General features: G+C 73.8%; 14 protein-coding genes and 1 pseudogene. 7 read left to right on the forward strand and 8 right to left on the reverse strand.

Annotation, left to right across the window (positions count from 1 at the left end; all coding sequences use genetic code 11):
* Positions 1–112 precede the first annotated feature (112 nt).
* Positions 113–931 carry a GNAT family N-acetyltransferase gene (locus QHG49_RS31370; protein WP_370530531.1) on the forward strand — a complete coding sequence of 273 codons (819 nt, stop codon included), beginning with the start codon at positions 113–115 and terminating at the stop codon, positions 929–931.
* Positions 932–994: 63 nt separating this feature from the next.
* Here the strand turns inward: QHG49_RS31370 and QHG49_RS31375 are convergent, their stop codons facing one another.
* The gene (locus QHG49_RS31375; RefSeq protein ID WP_236576648.1) at positions 995–1,393 is read right to left on the reverse strand and encodes a MarR family winged helix-turn-helix transcriptional regulator; all 399 of its coding nucleotides are present in this window, start codon (positions 1,391–1,393) and stop codon (positions 995–997) included.
* A gap of 310 nt (positions 1,394–1,703) precedes the next feature.
* On the opposite strand from QHG49_RS31375, the gene QHG49_RS31380 reads away from it, so the two are divergent.
* Positions 1,704–2,498, forward strand: a complete 795-nt coding sequence (locus QHG49_RS31380; protein WP_159698757.1) for a putative protein N(5)-glutamine methyltransferase — start codon at positions 1,704–1,706, stop codon at positions 2,496–2,498.
* A 54-nt stretch (positions 2,499–2,552) separates the two neighbouring features.
* On the opposite strand, the gene QHG49_RS31385 is transcribed toward QHG49_RS31380, so the two are convergent.
* Positions 2,553–4,628 (reverse strand): SpoIIE family protein phosphatase, encoded by a 2,076-nt coding sequence (locus QHG49_RS31385; RefSeq protein WP_301492182.1) that lies wholly within the window; start codon positions 4,626–4,628, stop codon positions 2,553–2,555.
* A 313-nt stretch (positions 4,629–4,941) separates the two neighbouring features.
* Between QHG49_RS31385 and QHG49_RS31390 the strand changes: the two genes are divergently transcribed.
* Entirely contained in the window at positions 4,942–5,817 is an 876-nt protein-coding gene (locus tag QHG49_RS31390; protein WP_301492183.1) for a hypothetical protein, read from the forward strand.
* A 114-nt stretch (positions 5,818–5,931) separates the two neighbouring features.
* Entirely contained in the window at positions 5,932–6,306 is a 375-nt protein-coding gene (locus tag QHG49_RS31395) for a hypothetical protein (RefSeq protein ID WP_301492184.1), read from the forward strand.
* 69 nt (positions 6,307–6,375) lie between these two features.
* On the opposite strand, the pseudogene QHG49_RS31400 reads toward QHG49_RS31395, so the two are convergent.
* Positions 6,376–6,591, reverse strand: a pseudogene (locus QHG49_RS31400) (tautomerase family protein); the annotation flags it as partial.
* A 153-nt stretch (positions 6,592–6,744) separates the two neighbouring features.
* Here QHG49_RS31400 and QHG49_RS31405 point away from each other — a divergent pair.
* Positions 6,745–8,760, forward strand: coding sequence for an NADPH-dependent 2,4-dienoyl-CoA reductase (locus QHG49_RS31405; RefSeq protein ID WP_301492186.1), 2,016 nt, complete (start codon positions 6,745–6,747; stop codon positions 8,758–8,760).
* 31 nt (positions 8,761–8,791) lie between these two features.
* On the forward strand, positions 8,792–9,364 hold the full coding sequence (locus QHG49_RS31410; RefSeq protein WP_145489514.1) for a PadR family transcriptional regulator: 573 nt from the start codon (positions 8,792–8,794) through the stop codon (positions 9,362–9,364).
* Between the two features lie 7 nt (positions 9,365–9,371).
* On the opposite strand, the gene QHG49_RS31415 is transcribed toward QHG49_RS31410, so the two are convergent.
* On the reverse strand, positions 9,372–9,935 hold the full coding sequence (locus QHG49_RS31415) for a hypothetical protein (protein ID WP_145489516.1): 564 nt from the start codon (positions 9,933–9,935) through the stop codon (positions 9,372–9,374).
* A gap of 206 nt (positions 9,936–10,141) precedes the next feature.
* Entirely contained in the window at positions 10,142–11,119 is a 978-nt protein-coding gene (locus tag QHG49_RS31420) for a fibronectin type III domain-containing protein (protein ID WP_301492188.1), read from the reverse strand.
* A 465-nt stretch (positions 11,120–11,584) separates the two neighbouring features.
* Here QHG49_RS31420 and QHG49_RS31425 point away from each other — a divergent pair, with 465 nt between their 5' ends.
* The gene (locus QHG49_RS31425; protein ID WP_301492980.1) at positions 11,585–12,451 is read left to right on the forward strand and encodes a glycoside hydrolase family 75 protein; all 867 of its coding nucleotides are present in this window, start codon (positions 11,585–11,587) and stop codon (positions 12,449–12,451) included.
* A gap of 28 nt (positions 12,452–12,479) precedes the next feature.
* Here QHG49_RS31425 and QHG49_RS31430 read toward each other — a convergent pair whose 3' ends face one another.
* Genes QHG49_RS31430 through dhaK form a run of 3 tightly spaced genes read right to left on the reverse strand, consistent with a single transcriptional unit; the run spans position 12,480 to position 14,527 of the window.
* Positions 12,480–12,887 (reverse strand): PTS-dependent dihydroxyacetone kinase phosphotransferase subunit DhaM, encoded by a 408-nt coding sequence (locus QHG49_RS31430; protein ID WP_159698736.1) that lies wholly within the window; start codon positions 12,885–12,887, stop codon positions 12,480–12,482.
* A 1-nt stretch (position 12,888) separates the two neighbouring features.
* A complete protein-coding gene (dhaL, locus tag QHG49_RS31435) occupies positions 12,889–13,488 on the reverse strand; it encodes a dihydroxyacetone kinase subunit DhaL (protein ID WP_145489523.1) in 600 nt (199 codons plus the stop codon).
* 46 nt (positions 13,489–13,534) lie between these two features.
* Positions 13,535–14,527 (reverse strand): dihydroxyacetone kinase subunit DhaK, encoded by a 993-nt coding sequence (dhaK, locus tag QHG49_RS31440; RefSeq protein WP_145489525.1) that lies wholly within the window; start codon positions 14,525–14,527, stop codon positions 13,535–13,537.
* Between the last annotated feature and the right edge of the window lie 13 nt (positions 14,528–14,540).

Genomic DNA, 14,540 nt, shown 5'->3' on the forward strand with positions numbered 1-14,540 from the left:
TCACCGGCCCGGTGCCCGGCCACGGGGTCGATCGTTGCGGTCGTATGAACAGGGCCGGGGAGCGGGAATACCGGACGCGGGCCGCTCCTTGGCGATCGGTACCGGCCATGGCATGCCGGACACCGGTGCGAGAGAAGTGAGGGATGAGAATGCGCAAGGCGTACGGTTCCGGCACGGTGATCGAGGTGGCCGCGTGAGCGTCATCGGCCCCCGGTCCCATCCGCACGTCCTCGACAACCCCGCCCGCGCCTCCCTCACCGGCCCGCACGCCCGCTTCGCCGAGCGGCGCGGCCGGGTGCTGCGCTATCCGGTCGACGTCTCCCCGTGGCCGGCGCTGCCCGACGAGCCGGAGGCGCGGGACTGGGCCGACCTCGCCGCGCTGGCCGGGGCGGGCGCGGAGGTCCCGCTGAACGGCTACTGCGGGGACGTCCCCGAGGACTGGGAGATCACCTTCCACGTCGGCGGCGTCCAGCTCGTGGACGACGGTCTGGCCGCGGCGCCGGACGCGGAGGCGGTCCGCCTCGGCCCGGCCGACGTGCCCGAGATGCTGGACCTGGTGGCGCGCACCCAGCCGGGGCCGTTCCTGCCGCGCACCGTCGAGATGGGCACCTACCTCGGCATCCGCCGCGGGGGCGCGCTGGTCGCCATGGCGGGGGAGCGGCTGCGGCCACCGGGCTGGACCGAGATCAGCGCGGTGTGCACCGACGCCGGTGTGCGCGGCCAGGGCCTGGCCAGCCGGCTGATCCTCGCCGTCGCGCACGGCATCCGGGAACGCGGCGACACGCCGTTCCTGCACACCAGCGCCAAGAACACCAACGCCATCCGGCTGTACGAGTCCCTGGGCTTCCGGCTGCGCCGGACCACGTCGTTCCTGGCGGCGCGGGCCCCGGAACGGCTGACGGACGGGCGGCCGGCGGTGCCGGTGGGGTGATCGTCGTACCGCGTCCGGGGTGATCGTCGTACGGCATGCGGAGGTGGTCGTCCGACGGGGCGCTCAGTCGGTGCCGATGCCCTCGGCCCCCGCGTTGTAGCGCTCCAGATAGGCCGCGAAGCGCACCAGGTCGTCCTCGGGCCACTCGGCGAGCCGCTCCCGGAAGGCGGCCCGGCGGCGCCGGGTGACCTGGGCGAGGATCTCCTGCCCGGCCTCGGTCAGCTGGAGCACCTGGACCCGTTGGTCCTCCGGGTCCGGGCGGCGCTCGATCAGGCCCGCCCGCTCCAGCGCGGCGACCTGGCGGCTCACCGTGGACTTGTCCAGGGCGTAGTGCGCCGCGAGATCGGTGGCCCGGCAGCCGCCGCTCTCCTCCAGATGGCCGAGCAGGGTGTACGACACCAGGGACAGCTCGGGGTGCATACGGCCGGCCGAGGCGCGGGCCCGGCGGGCGAAGACCGTCATCTCGCGCTGGATCGCCTCGACGGCCGACTCCGTGGTGCGCACGGGACCTCCCTCCTGCGGCGTTCTCCGGTGCTCCGCATTCCGGTTGCAGAGTACAACTCGCGACGTCAGGGGGCCGAACCCGGCCATGTCCGGTGGGGTATGGTGACCGTCCGGTCGCGGAGGTGCGCGGCCCCGAGTGCGAGGAGGTGGGACCCATATCCGCTGTGTCAGCCGGGGTGCTCTCTCCTCGTGACGGCGCGGTGCACCGGCAGCGGTGACCGCGGGAGCGCCCTGCGGTCTCGCGCTCCCGAAAGGCATCCGTCCTTCCATGCCCACTCCCTCTTCCCTTTCCCCGGCGGCCGTCGTCTCCGCGTTGCGTGCCGCCGGGTGCGTGTTCGCCGAGGACGAGGCGGAGTTGATACTCGCCACCGCCCGGGACGCCGCCGAACTCGCCTCGATGGTGGACCGCCGCGCGGCCGGTCTGCCGCTCGAACACGTCCTCGGCTGGGCCGAGTTCCACGGGCTGCGCATCGCCGTCGAGCCCGGCGTGTTCGTCCCCCGCCGCCGTACCGAGTTCCTGGTGGACCGGGCGCTGGCCGAGGCCCCGGACGCCTCCGTCGTCGTGGACCTGTGCTGCGGCTCCGGCGCGCTCGGCGCGGCCCTCGCCGCCGCGCTGGACGGGGCGCGGGTGCACGCCGCCGACATCGACCCGGCCGCCGTCCAGTGCGCCCGCCGCAACCTCGCCCCCTACGGCGGCCACGCCCACCAGGGCGACCTCTACGCCGCCCTGCCCGCCGTCCTGCGCGGCCGTGTCGGTCTCCTGACGGCCAACGTGCCCTACGTCCCCACTCCCGACCTCCCGCTGCTCCCCGCCGAGGCCCGCGACCACGAGCCGCCCACCGCCCTCGACGGCGGCCCCGACGGCCTCGCCGTCCTGCGCCGGGTCGCCGCCGGGGCCCCCGCCTGGCTCGCCCTTGGCGGCCGGCTCCTGTCCGAGACCAGCGAACGCCAGGCCCCGGCCGCGCTCGCCGCCTTCACCGAGGCGGGCCTGAGCGCCCATGTGGCGGTCTCGGAGGAGTGGTCGGCGCATGTGGTGATCGGAGTGCGGGATAAAGCCGTGTGAACACGACGGAAGCCGACAGCCGTGTGAACACGACGGAAGCCGCCCCGCGCGCCGTCAGCACTCCTTCGCGCGGGCGATGAGCAGGGCCACGTCGTCGTGGTTGTCCGGGTGGTGGAGGGTGCGCAGGAGGAGGTCGCAGGTCTCCTCCAGGGGGCGGGTGGGGTCGGTCAGCAGGGACAGCATGAGGTCCAGGCGTTCGTCCAGGGTGTGGTGGCGGGTCTCCACCAGGCCGTCGGTGTAGAGGACCAGTTCGTCGCCCGGGGCGAAGTCGACCGTGACGGTGGAGAAGGAGACGCCGCCGACGCCGAGGGGGACACCGGTGGGCAGGTCGAGCAGTTCCGGGGGCCGGCCGGGGCGGATCCGGGCCGGGGGCAGATGGCCGGCGTTGGCGATGCGGCACTGCCGCAGCCGCGGGTCGTGGACGGCGTACACACAGGTCGCGATGGAGTGGTCCAGGGCCGAGGTGGTCTTGTCCAGGTGCGCCAGGAGCACCGCGGGGTCCAGGCCGAGCGCGGTCAGTGTGGTGGTCGCGGTGCGCAGCCGGCCCATCGTCGCGGCCGCCCCGATCCCGCTGCCCATGACATCGCCGACCACCAGCGCGGTCCGCCCGCCCTCCAGCGGGATCACGTCGAACCAGTCCCCGCCGACCTCGCTGGTGGCCCCCGCCGGCTGATAGCGCGAGGCCACTTCGAGCCCGGTCGTCACCGGCGGGCTGCTCGGCAGCAGGCTGCGCTGGAGGGTGAGCGCGGTGTTGCGGGCGTTCTGGTACCAGCGGGCGTTGTCGATCTGCACCGCCGCGCGCGCCGCCAGCTCCCGGGCGAGCAGCACGTCGTCCGCGTCGAACGGCCGCGCGTTGACGGTCCGCTTGAGATCGAGCGCGCCCAGCACCTCGCCGCGCGCGATGAGCGGCACCGCGAGGTACGAGTGCAGCCCCGCCCGCCCGAGCAGCACGGCCGCCTCCGGGGAGCGGGCGATGCGCGGCAGGTCCTCGTCCTTCACCCGGGGCACCAGCACCGCCTCGCCCGTGCGCACGCACTCGGTGACCAGCCGGTCGGGCGCGTACCGGGCGATCCTGCCGGGCGTGTCCGCGGCCCGTACGGCGTCCGAGGCGTCCTCGGGGCGCAGCGCGAGGGCCCGCAGCACCGCCGGGTCCATGGGACCGAGGGTGCTGGGACGGCCCTCCACCACCGCCTCCAGCAGGTCCACGGCGGCCACGTCGGCCAGTTCCGGCACCGCGACCTCGGCCAGCTCCCGGGCCGTACGGTCCAGTTCGAGCGTCGTACCGATCCGGGCCCCGGCGTCGGCGATCACCGCGAGCCGGCGCCGTGCCGCCTCCGCCTCCATGGCGGCCCGGTGCTGCTCGGTGATGTCGGCCACCGAGCAGGCCACGCCCAGCACATGGCCCGCCGCGTCGTCCAGCCGGTACAGCGAGACCGCCCAGGTGTGGTCCGCGTCCGGGTCCGCGGGCGTACGGCCGACGACGATGTGGTCGATCAGCGGCGCGCCCGTCTCCAGCACCCGGCGGGCCCCGGCCTCCATGCCCGCGATGTCCAGCTCCGGCACCACGTCGGCCATCCGGCGCCCCAGGTGCTCGGCGGCGGGGCGCCCGTTGATCCGCTCCAGGGCGGGGTTGACCGACACGAACCGCAGCTCCGTGTCGAACACGGCGAGCCCGGCCGGGGACTGCATGACCATCCGCTCGGACAGCGCCACGTCCTGTTCGAGGCGCCGTACGGTCGAGCGGTCGGCGGCGAGCCCGAGGGCGTACACCCTGCCGCGGGCGTCCAGCAGCCGCATGTTGCGGAACTCCACCAGACGGGTGCTGCCGTCCTTGTGCCGGACCGGGAAGCCGCCGGCCCAGCTCTGCCCGGTGGTCATGACATCGGCGAAGAGTTTGCCGACCAGCTGCATGTGCCGCTCGTCCACCATCAGCCGGGCCGCGTACTGGCCGAGCGCCTCCCGCGCCGTGTAGCCGAACAGCTCCTCGGCCTGGGGGCTCCACAGCGCGATCCGGCCGTCGGTGTCCAGGACCACCGAGGCCACCGCGAGCACGTCGAGGAGGCCGCCCGGCGGCACGGGCCCGCGGGCCGGCTCGCCGCCCTCCGCCGCCGCAGCCCCGGCTGCACTCATGCCACGCACCGCCTTCGCCCGTCCGGACGGCACGCCGTCCCCCGTGCCGGTTCCCCACGTCCTGTCGCGCTCACATCCGACTCTCCGACGCCGTCGCCGTCAACCTCCACCATCTCTCAACCCGGCGGCGGGCGTCCGCCCGAGCCGGCGCCCGGCCGGGGCGCCGGGAGGGTCCGCGCGGACCGTACCGCGCGGCCGGGGGCGCCGGGAGAGTTCATGTCCGGGTTGCTGCATTGGCCTGTACATGACGATCCAGTCCGGGCCAGACTGTGCGCCGTTCGAGTGTCCCCACCGCCCGTTCGAGGAGTTGGTCATGCCCGCGTCCGCCCGGTCACGCCGCAACGGAGCCCTCGCCGCGTTCGTCACGCTCGCCGCCGCCCTGTCCCTCGCCGTGCCCGCCCCCGCCTCCGCCGCCGGCACCTGGACGGAGACCGGCTCGGACCGCGCCGATCCGCTGACCGAGAGCCAGGGGCTGGCCTCCGTCGAGGTCCCGGCGGGCAGCCCCAACCGCTACACCGGCATCGGCACCGTCCCGCTGAGCGACTCCGTCCGGGGCTGGAACCACGTCGGCGACCCGGACGCGTCGTACGAGGGCTACTACATCGAGCCCTACCAGGAGGACTCCGGCACCGCGAAGATGTACCGGGTGCAGGCGCCCGACGGCACCTGGTCGGAGTACGTGCACCAGCTGAGCCCCGGCGAGGCCCTGAACAACTCCTGGGACGCGATCACCCCGGACGGGCAGTGGATGCTGTCCGGCGAGTGGGGCACGATGAACCGGCTGCTGGTCTTCCCGACACCGGGCGAGAACCGCGGTACGTCGCCCTCGGTGAACCTCCCGCTGGCCGCCACGGTGCGCCTGGACCACGCCGTCAGCGACGTCCAGGGCTGCGACTTCTCCGGCCCGACCACCCTGCTCTGCTCCTCCGACGACTCCGACGGGAGCCTCTTCGGCATCACCGAGCCGCTGCTCCAGATCGACCTGTCGGCCCCGCCGAGCGGCTCCGGCGATGTCACCGGGCATGTCACGGCGCTGCGCCGGCTGCCGCTGCGCAGCGCGTGCTCCGGCACCTTCGAGGCGGAGGGCATCGACTACGACCGGCGCAGCGGCATCCTGCGCGTGATCGTGGTGTCGCCGGGCATCTGCGTGCTCACCGACAGCAAGACGTACAAGTTCTCCCTCGGCTGACCCCGCGCCGCGCGTGCGGGCGCAGGAGGGCGGTGTTTTCCTGGGCGGGGGGGGATGGGCGCGGCGCGGCGGGGTACTCCGGGCAGCGCAGCCCGGCCACGAAAGGAGCGATCAATGGCGAACGAGGACCGGTCGCATCCGGAAACCGTCACGGTGGAGATCAGCGGATGCTCCATGGACGACGCGCGTCTCGTCTTCGAGGCGCTGAACACGTGCTTCGCGTCCGACCGGGGCAAGGACGAGGTGCCCCGGCAACTCCACGAGAGCCGCCCCATGGTGTGGCTCGGCAGTTACGAGGTCACGGACACCCGGGGCGGGGGCTGCCCACCGGTCCACCTCGGCTCGTCCGTGCAGGCGGACGTCCAGGGCGGCTACTGGGCCGTGGACCGCTTCCGCCACACCCTGGACTCCATGTTCACCGTCGAGGAGACCAGCGCGGCCTCCGGCGACCAGGAACGCGATCTGCATCTGCGCCTGGAGAGCCTGTGACGACGCACGACTGACGGCGCACCTCTGCCACGACCGACGACACGCCGTTACGACGCCCCCGGCCGGTCCCGCACCGGCCGGGGCGTACTGCGCCAGGCCGTGCCCGAAGGGCCAGTCGGCGGACGCGTTCTCGGTGACCGTCACGAACACGTTCGCCGGATCGGTCCCGGTGCGCTCGCGCACCAGCTCCGCGATCCGCCGGTACATCGCACGCTTCACCTCCGCGTCGCGTCCGGCGCGCATCGTGACCGCCACGATCACCAGGGAGTCGTCCCGGCGCACGCCCGATGCGGATGAAGGGTGCGGATCGAACGGACTGTACATACTAGTAGGTACTGAGGGCGTGGCGCGGGGCACATCGTTGTGCAACTAGTTGCATAAACGGGGACGGGTGCTCTACAACAAGATGCGACCGCATCTGTGCACGGAGGGCCTGACATGAGCCGCTACCCCCACCTGCTGACCCCGCTCGACCTGGGGTTCACCACGCTGCCCAACCGGGTGCTCATGGGGTCCATGCACGTGGGCCTGGAGGAGGCCGAGCGCGGGTTCGAGCGGATGGCGGAGTTCTACGCCGCCCGGGCGCGCGGCGGTGTCGGGCTCATCGTGACCGGGGGCATCGCGCCGAACGAGGAGGGCCGGCCGTACGAGGGCGGGGCCATGCTCACCACCGAGGCGGAGGCCGAGCGGCACCGGGTCGTCACCGGGGCGGTGCACGAGGCGGGCGGCCGCATCGCGATGCAGATCCTGCACTTCGGGCGGTACGCCTACCACCAGGACCTCGTCGCCCCGAGCCCTCTCCAGGCGCCGATCAGCCCCTTCGTGCCCCGCGAGCTGTCCGACGCCGATGTCGAGCGGACCGTCGAGGACTATGTGCGCGCCGCCCGCCTCGCCCGGCACGCCGGGTACGACGGCGTCGAGATCATGGGCTCCGAGGGCTATCTGATCAACGAGTTCATCGCGGCCCGCACCAACCACCGCACCGACCGCTGGGGCGGCTCCTACGAGAACCGGACGCGCTTCCCGGTCGAGATCGTGCGCCGGGTCCGCGAGGCCGTCGGCGAGGACTTCATCATCGTCTACCGGCTGTCCATGCTGGACCTCGTCCCCGGCGGCTCCTCGCACGCCGAGGTCGTCACCCTCGCCAAGGCCGTCGAGGCCGCGGGCGCCACCATCATCAACACCGGCATCGGCTGGCACGAGGCCCGCATCCCCACCATCGCCACCTCCGTGCCGCGCGGCGCCTACACCTGGGTCACCAAGAAGCTGATGGGCGAGGTGGCGATCCCCCTGGTGACCACCAACCGCATCAACACCCCCGAGCTGGCCGAGGAGTTGCTGGCCGGCGGCTGTGCCGACATGGTCTCCATGGCCCGGCCCATGCTCGCCGACCCCGACTTCGTCGCCAAGGCCGCCGCCGGCACCCCCGAGGCCATCAACACCTGCATCGGCTGCAACCAGGCATGCCTGGACCACACCTTCGGCGGCAAGCTCACCTCCTGCCTGGTCAACCCGCGCGCCTGCCACGAGACCGAGCTGGTGCTCTCCCCGACCCGCACGAGAAAGCGCGTCGCCGTGGTCGGCGCCGGACCCGCCGGACTCGCCTGCGCCGTCAGCGCCGCCGAACGCGGCCACGAGGTCACCCTGTTCGACGCCGCGAGCGAGATCGGCGGGCAGCTCAACGTCGCCCGCAAGGTCCCCGGCAAGCAGGAGTTCGACGAGACGCTGCGCTACTTCCGCCACCAGCTCGACGCCCACGGGGTCGCCGTACGGCTCGACACCTGGGTCGGCGCAGAGGACCTGGCCGACTACGACGAGGTGGTCGTCGCCACCGGCGTCACCCCGCGCACCCCCGACATCCCGGGCATCGACCACCCCCGGGTGCTCGGCTACCTCGACGTGCTGCGCGACGGCGCCCCCGTCGGCGAGCGGGTCGCCGTCCTCGGCGCCGGCGGCATCGGCTTCGACGTCGCCGAGTTCCTCACGGACGGCGGCGACAAGGCGAGCGAGGACCCCGAGACGTACTTCCGCAACTGGGGCGTCGACATGGAGTACTCCACGCCCGGCGGCCTCACCGAGCCGCGCCGCCCGGCCCCGCCGCGCCAGGTCCACCTCCTCCAGCGCAAGACCACCAAGGTCGGCGCCGGGCTCGGCAAGACCACCGGCTGGATCCACCGCGCCGAGCTGAAGCACCGCGGCGTCACCATGGTCCCGGGCGTGCGCTACGACCGGATCGACGACGCCGGACTGCACATCACCGTCGGCGAGCAGAGCACGGTCCTGGAGGTCGACACCGTCGTCCTGTGCACCGGCCAGGAGCCGCGCCGCGACCTGTACGAGGCGCTGGTCGCCGCCGGGCGCAGCGTCCATCTGATCGGCGGCGCGGACGTGGCGGCCGAGCTGGACGCCAAGCGCGCCATCAAGCAGGGCACCGAGGTGGCGGCGGCGCTGTAGGCCCCCTGCGGGGGATCCCTAGGATGAGCCCATGTCACTCCCGCACGCGATCCTCACCGCCCTGCTGGAAAAGCCGTCGTCGGGGCTGGAGCTGACCCGCCGGTTCGACAAGTCGATCGGCTACTTCTGGTCCGCGACGCACCAGCAGATCTACCGCGAGCTGGGGAAGCTGGAGGGCGAGGGGCTCATCCGGGCGCTGCCGGCCGCGCAGCCGTCCCGCGGGCAGAAGAAGAGCTACGAGGTCCTGCCCGCGGGCCGCGCCGAACTGGCCCGCTGGGCCGCCGCCGGGCAGGACCCCAAGCCGCTGCGGGACACGCTCCTGCTGCGGCTGCGCGCCTCGGCGGTGGTCGGCACGGCCGGTCTGGAGACGGATCTGCGCCGCCATCTGGAGCTGCACCAGCGGCAGTTGGCCGAGTACGAGCAGATCGAGAAGCGCGACTTCCCACCGGACCGGGACGCCCCCGAGGACCGGCTGCGCCATCTGGTGCTGCGGGCGGGCATCGACCTGGAGACCTTCTGGACCCGGTGGCTCACCCACGCCCTCGCGGAGTTCGCGCGGCTGCCGGAGTCCGACAAGGTCCCGCCGCCTTTCGCAGGGGACTGAGAGGCCCTCAGAACCGGTACGGCTTCGTGCGGCGGCGCAGATACCAGGCGGTGGTGACGGCGCCCGCGCCCACCAGCGCCGCGCCGGCGCCGAGCGTCAGCGGGCCGTAGTCGCGGGAGGCGCCGCCGAGTCCGCCGTTCACCCCCCGGTTCGGCGCCGGCCGGGTCGTCGTGGCCGTCCCCGGCCGGGAGGTCGCCGCGAGCGTCGGCGCGGAACCGGCGGACACGATCACCGACTGGCTGCCCGCCGTGCTGCCGCTGGAGCAGACCACCACCACGGTGTACGTCCCCGGGCTCACCTTGGACCAGGCCGCGGACTGGCTGATCGTGGTGCCGGACAGCGCCACCTGCCGGCCCTGCGCGAAGTTCGCCTGGCTGCTGGTGAGCAGGGCCGCGGTGCCCCAGCTGCCGTTGATCTGGGCACATGCGCTGGTGACCACGGAGACGCTGGATCCCGTGGTGCTGACGGAGATGCCGGAGACCGCGGCCGAGGGCGCCGCGAGCACGGCCGGGAGCACGGCGGCGGCCGCCAGGCTCGGAGCGAAGCGGAGCATGGATATGGAGTTGCGCATCGGGGCCTCCGGCGGCACGGCCGGCGGTACGTCCCATGCGCCGCCCAGGGTCGGGGAACATCCGTGCTGCCTGGTCAGCAGCCAACGCGGCCCCGGCCGCCGCCGCATCCGGACGGCACCCGGCCGGGTGACGGCACCCCACGCCCGGCGCAGGGCGGGGCCCGCCGGGATGCGCCGGGCGGCGACCTGTGGTCGGGGGCGCCCGGTCAGCGTCCCGTGGTCACCGTGCGCTCCGCCGACCAGCCGCCCCAGGTGCCGTCCGGCAGCCGGGCCCGCAGCCGCACCCGGTGCTCCTCCCCGGCGGTGCGGCCCAGGTAGAAGCTGTAGCGCGCCCGGCCGCGCGGCGGGTTGCCGCCCCATTCCAGCGAGGTCGTGGTGGTGCCGTCCAGCCGGATCGAGTACTCGGTGATCACCCCGTCGGTGTCCGGCGGGTCCCAGGCCAGGTCCAGGTAGTAGGCGCCGTCCGTGCGGTGGGTCGCGGCGGTGAAGCCGGTCGGCGCGGTCGCCCGGCCGTCGTCGGTGCCCGGGGTGGTCAGACGCACCGGCGCGCTCGCGGGGGAGAGGTTGTCGGCCGCGTCCCGGGCCCGCACCGTGAACACGTACCGGGTGCCGGGGCGCAGCCCGGTGACGACCGTCGAGGTCTGCGTCCCGCCCACGCTGTGGATCTGGACCCCGCCCTGCTCGATGTCGTACGACACCACGCCCCGGTCGTCCCGGGCGGCGCCCCACGCCAGCTGGACCTCGCGGCTGCCGACGGGATGCCCGGTGGGCGTGCCGGGGCGGGAAGGTGCCGAGCGGTCGGCCGCGACCCGGGCGGGGGTGCGGGCCCGTACCGTCCGGCTCGGCGGTCCCAGGCGCCCGGCCTTGTCCCGGGCGCGCACGGTGAAGGCGTACGCGGTGGACGGGCTGAGCCCGATGACGTCCACCATGCGCTCGGCGCCGGGCACCTCGGCCGCCTTGGTGCCGCCCCGGTACACCTCGTAGGAGCGGATGCCGGGGCTGTCGTCGGGCACCGCGTTCCACATCACATGCACGGTGGTGGCGCTGCCCGCCTGGGCGGTGACCCCGGTCGGGGCGCCCGGCATCCGGCCCTCGTCGCCGTCGTCGGCCCGGCCGAGGCCGCAGGACGCGAGGAGCAGCAGGGCTCCGGCGACCAGCACGAGCGGAAGGGGAACGCGTCGCACGGTTCTGCCTCCACGGCTGTTCGGCATTCGATGATGAGTTCGGCACATCGACGGCCCCGGCAATGGTCCGGACCAATATGGACCGGCCGGTGCGCCGACGGCAAGAGGCCGTTGCGGAGCACGCCCGGAAGTTACGTATGCTGAACCTCCCTACGGCTGAACTTCCTGCGAGAGAGCGGGAGTTCATGCCCCTGGCGCGGAAACGCTGTCGTCGCCGAATCCGCGCCGGCGCGGGCGGCCGGGGGGTCTGGACCGAGGCCGGTCCGGGTCCCCGGCCCCTGTTGTCCCTGCGCACCTACTTCCGTTTATGCGCTTTGTGCACCAAATGCCGAAATTATTCCCTCATGGGTTGTCAGAAGCGTGCTCCATCCGGTCGCTTCGGGGTGGCCCGGGCGGACGGGTGTCCGGGCCGCGGACCACAGTGGCCTCGACATGTCCCCGAGGAGAGGGTTCCGCATCGTGCGTGTGCGTGTTCCGACGCTGACGCTGGCCGCGGCCGGTGTCGCCCTGATCGCCCCCGCCACGCTGCCCGGCGCGGCCGCGGCCCTTCCGCCCGAGGCGCGGACCGCGGCCCATGGCGACGGCGCCGATCCGGGCGCCGGACGCGGCGCGGGCCCGGCGCCCGCCGCCAGCAGAGACGTTCCTGCCGTCGCGCGCCCCGAGCGGGCCGCCACCACCCCGAGCCGGGGCAGGACCAGCACCGCCCCGCCCCGCACGGACGCCGGGACCGCCCCGGACCGCGCCGAGGGCGCCGTGACCGCCGCCGATCTGCTGGCCAAGGTCGGCACCTGCGCCCAGATCTCCGCCGGCCGCTACCGCACCGACGCGGACAGCCCCGCGACGGTGCCCGTCTGCGGCGCCCAGGGCGCCGTCTTCTGGAGGGCCGACCTCGACATCGACTGCGACGGCCAGGCGACGGCCCACTGCAACAGCCAGACCGACCCGCTGTACTCGCCCGGTACCGCCTATGTGCAGTCCGACGGGCGGCCGCTGAACGCGGAGACCCTGCCCTACATCGTCGTACCGGCCGCGAGCAGCCGCTGGAGCCCGGCCGCGAGCGGGGTGCGGGGCGGTTCCGTCGCCGCCGTCGTCTACCAGGACCGGGTGCAGTACGCGGTCGTCGGCGACACCGGCCCGAGCGACCTCATCGGCGAGGCCTCCTACGCCACCGCGCGGGGCCTCGGCATCCCCGCCGGACCCAGCGACGGCGGGGTGCCCTCCGGGGTCACCTACATCGTCTTCAAGGACTCCAAGGCGGTCCCCATCGAGGACCACCAGGCGGCGGTGATGATGGGGGAGCGGCTGGCCCGGCAGTTCGTGACCGACAACTGACCAGCCGCACCGGTGCCTTGAGAGCGTGTCACACCTTGCGGTAGTCGTACGCCTCCGTCGCGGCGGCCTCCACCGCGGCCAGGTCGGCGCCCGTGGAGGCCGTCACCACCGCGGCCACCGCCCCTTCGAGGAACGGGGCGTCCACCAGCCGGGTGTCCTCGGGCAGTTCGTCCTCGGCGAGCAGCGCCTTCACCGTCAGTACGGCGCTGCCGAGGTCGGTGAGGACCGCGACCCCCGCGCCCCGGTCGACGGAGGCCGCCGCGGCGGAGATCAGCTCGGCGCTGGTGCCGAGCCCACCGCCCTCCGTGCCGCCCGCCGGGGCCACCGGCACCGCGGCGGCCCCGCCCGCGAGCCCCTTGGCCAGCGCGGCGACCGAGGCGGCCACCTCCGCGCTGTGCGACACCAGCACGATCCCGACCAGCTTCTCCTCGCTCACGTCAGCCCTCCGCGGTCTCGGCCAGCGCGGCCATCAGCAGCGCCGACGACGTCGCACCCGGATCCTGGTGCCCGACGCTGCGCTCGCCCAGATAACTCGCCCGGCCCTTGTGGGCCAGCAGCGGGACGGTCGCCTCCGCGCCCTGCTCGGCGGCGGCGCGGGCGGCGGCGAAACCGTCGCCGAGCGCGTCCACGGCCGGCAGCAGGGCATCGACCATGGTCTTGTCGCCCGCGGCCGCCCCGCCGAGCTTCATCACCCCCTGCACCCCCGTCCGCAGCGCCTCGGCGAACTGCTCCTCGGTGACCTCCGGGGCCTCCCCGAGCGCCTTGCCGGTGCGGCGCAGCAACGTGCCGTACAGCGGCCCCGAGGCGCCGCCGACCGTCGAGATCAGCAGGCGCCCGGCGAGCATCAGCACGGCACCCGGGGTACCCGGCGTCTCCTTGTCCAGCTCCGCCTGCACGGCCGTGAACCCGCGCCGCATGTTGCTGCCGTGATCGGCGTCCCCGATGGCCGCGTCGAGGGCGGTGAGCCGTTCCGCCTCGCGGTCGACGGACGCTGCGGTCGCCGTCATCCAACGGCGGAAGAAGTCGGCGTCGAGCACTGGACCTCCCAGCATAGTTAAGGGCGTTGAGACGTGTACCGCCGTATCACATCCCCCAGCGCAATGCCGGGGTGCGCACCGGCGCGTCCCACAACCCGAGCATCTCCTCGTCGACCTGGCACAGCGTCACCGAGGCGCCCGCCATGTCCAGGGAAGTGACGTAGTTGCCGACCAGGGTGCGCACCACGGCGACCCCGCGCTCGGCCAGTACCCGCTGCACCTCGGCGTTGAAGCCGTACAGCTCCAGCAGCGGCGTGGCGCCCATGCCGTTGACCAGTAGGAGCACCGGGTTGTGCGGGGACATGTCCTCCAGGATCGCGTGCACCGCGAAGTCCGCGATCTCCCCGGAGGTCATCATCGGCCGCCGCTCCCGGCCCGGCTCCCCGTGGATGCCGATGCCCAACTCCAGTTCGCCGTCCGGCAGATCGAAGGTGGGGCTGCCCTTCGCCGGAGTGGTGACGGCGCTCAGCGCCACGCCGAAGCTGCGGGAGCTCTCGTTGACCCGGCGGGCCATCGCCTCCACCTGCTCCAGCGGCCGGCCCTCGGCCGCCGCCGCGCCCGCGATCTTCTCCACGAACAGCGTCGCCCCGGTGCCGCGCCGGCCCGCCGTGAAGAGGCTGTCGGTGACCGCCACGTCATCGTTCACCAGCACCTTGGCGACCTGTATGCCCTCGTCCTCGGCCAGCTCCGCCGCCATGTCGAAGTTGAGCACGTCACCGGTGTAGTTCTTCACCACGAACAGCACCCCGGCGCCGCTGTCCACGGCCGCCGCCGCGCGCACCATCTGGTCGGGCACCGGCGAGGTGAACACCTCACCCGGACAGGCGGCGGAGAGCATGCCGGGACCGACGAACCCGCCGTGCAGCGGCTCGTGCCCCGACCCGCCACCGGAGACCAGGGCGACCTGTCCGTGCACCGGGGCGTCCCGGCGGACGATCACCCGGTTCTCCACGTCCACCGTCAGATCCGGATGCGCGGCGGCCATCCCGCGCAGCGCGTCCGCCACGACGGTCTCCGGCACGTTGATCAACATCTTCATGCCCGTCTCCCAG

It is taken from the genome of Streptomyces sp. WP-1 (assembly GCF_030450125.1).
Lineage (GTDB): Bacteria > Actinomycetota > Actinomycetes > Streptomycetales > Streptomycetaceae > Streptomyces > Streptomyces incarnatus.

Bases quoted from the DNA above. Each gene is read 5' to 3' on its own strand.
- QHG49_RS31370 (WP_370530531.1), top strand. From the start codon at position 113: ATGCCGGACACCGGTGCGAGAGAAGTGAGGGATGAGAATGCGCAAGGC.
- QHG49_RS31375 (WP_236576648.1), bottom strand. From the start codon at position 1,393: ATGACGGTCTTCGCCCGCCGGGCCCGCGCCTCGGCCGGCCGTATGCAC.
- QHG49_RS31380 (WP_159698757.1), top strand. From the start codon at position 1,704: ATGCCCACTCCCTCTTCCCTTTCCCCGGCGGCCGTCGTCTCCGCGTTG.
- QHG49_RS31385 (WP_301492182.1), bottom strand. From the start codon at position 4,628: ATGAGTGCAGCCGGGGCTGCGGCGGCGGAGGGCGGCGAGCCGGCCCGC.
- QHG49_RS31390 (WP_301492183.1), top strand. From the start codon at position 4,942: ATGCCCGCGTCCGCCCGGTCACGCCGCAACGGAGCCCTCGCCGCGTTC.
- QHG49_RS31395 (WP_301492184.1), top strand. From the start codon at position 5,932: ATGGCGAACGAGGACCGGTCGCATCCGGAAACCGTCACGGTGGAGATC.
- QHG49_RS31405 (WP_301492186.1), top strand. From the start codon at position 6,745: ATGAGCCGCTACCCCCACCTGCTGACCCCGCTCGACCTGGGGTTCACC.
- QHG49_RS31410 (WP_145489514.1), top strand. From the start codon at position 8,792: ATGTCACTCCCGCACGCGATCCTCACCGCCCTGCTGGAAAAGCCGTCG.
- QHG49_RS31415 (WP_145489516.1), bottom strand. From the start codon at position 9,935: ATGCGCAACTCCATATCCATGCTCCGCTTCGCTCCGAGCCTGGCGGCC.
- dhaK (WP_145489525.1), bottom strand. From the start codon at position 14,527: ATGAAGATGTTGATCAACGTGCCGGAGACCGTCGTGGCGGACGCGCTG.